General features: G+C 34.8%; 3 protein-coding genes. 2 read left to right on the forward strand and 1 reads right to left on the reverse strand.

What is annotated here, in order from left to right:
- Positions 1-43 precede the first annotated feature (43 nt).
- Positions 44-385 carry a hypothetical protein gene (locus J7R05_RS07155; RefSeq protein ID WP_208541757.1) on the reverse strand — a complete coding sequence of 114 codons (342 nt, stop codon included), beginning with the start codon at positions 383-385 and terminating at the stop codon, positions 44-46.
- A gap of 94 nt (positions 386-479) precedes the next feature.
- On the opposite strand from J7R05_RS07155, the gene J7R05_RS07160 reads away from it, so the two are divergent.
- Both J7R05_RS07160 and J7R05_RS07165 read left to right on the forward strand, forming a co-directional pair.
- A complete protein-coding gene (locus J7R05_RS07160) occupies positions 480-791 on the forward strand; it encodes a transcriptional regulator (RefSeq protein ID WP_010702522.1) in 312 nt (103 codons plus the stop codon).
- Between the two features lie 190 nt (positions 792-981).
- Positions 982-1,269 (forward strand): hypothetical protein (locus J7R05_RS07165; RefSeq protein WP_208541758.1); only part of this gene is annotated, 288 nt, incomplete at its 3' end.

A 1,269-nucleotide genomic window follows, 5' to 3' on the forward strand; every position in this document is an offset into this window, starting at 1 on the left:
ACCCTCTTCTGTAAGCTCGTATTTCTTTGCTATGCTCATGTTCTTATCCACCTAATGATTGTTGTGCATCGTTTTGCTCATACCCTGCCCTGCTTACTGCACAACCATCAACAAACTCAGGTGATGGGGGTATTTCCTTTTGCTGCATTAAGTTTTGCAAACGTTCAGGATAAAAAAAATCATCAGGACGTAAGTCTATGTCATTGCATTTAGCGTAACTAAGCAATTTAGCTTGATAAGTTGCAGGAAATAACCCATTTGCACCGCCCCTTTTTTTAGAGTAAGTTACGCGATAAACAGCACCTTTACATTTATGTAAAATGCGGGCGACGTTAGCGGCCCCTCCTAAATATTTTATAATGGTATATGCAGGCTCTTGTTTCATAAAAACATAATTTCATAAAATCTGAATTTTATCAAGAGGAAATTTCAGATTTTATGACATTGATTTTTCATTCAATCTGAAAGAGTTTTATTTTATGGAACGTGAACAATTAAGACTATGGCTCAATGAGCAATTAGCTAAAAAAGGACACGGCAGCAAAAAAATGCTGGCTGAACATCTAGGCATATTACCATCCACTCTAACCAGCATATTAAATAACTCGGGTACAAATCGCTCAATAAAAGCAGACGAATTAATAAAAATCATTAATTTTGTTGGTGAGATACCTCCCTTTTTAATTAAAGGATCTGGGCAATTCGTCAGTCTTTTTTATCAAGCAAATCCTGAAGTTCAACAAGCTGTTTTAACGATTCTTCAGAATTCTTGCTCTTTAGACAAAAAATAATAGCAGCTATCACTTTTTTATCTGTGCAATCCCAAAGTTTTTTTAGCATTTTTTTCTTCATTATCATTTTTCTCACATAAATATTTCATATTTTATGAAATTTATTATTGACATTTTTCATTAAAAGTGAAATATCTACCCCCATAAAGTAAAAAGAACCATTTGCCAACGCGGATTGGAGGGGATGAAAATGAATAAACAGCTTTTTGTAAATGCTGATGAGATCTTGTTGATTATATCGACTTATGATGATGATTATTACGCTAAACCTGGACCAGTTGATGGAACTGAAATCATGGACATCGTGGGGCAGATGGAAACCGTTGAAAGCATTCTTCGCATTGATCTTCAGTCAAATCGCTATGATGATATTTCAGAAGACGTTGCTGAACTTTATGTTCAAAAGTACTTAGATGATTATAGCCATTATTATTTTGTAGAGGATGCCCCATATCCTTTTATAGCTCACAGCTGGGCA

The sequence above is a fragment of the Bartonella capreoli genome (assembly GCF_902813205.1).
In the GTDB taxonomy this organism is placed as follows: domain Bacteria; phylum Pseudomonadota; class Alphaproteobacteria; order Rhizobiales; family Rhizobiaceae; genus Bartonella; species Bartonella schoenbuchensis.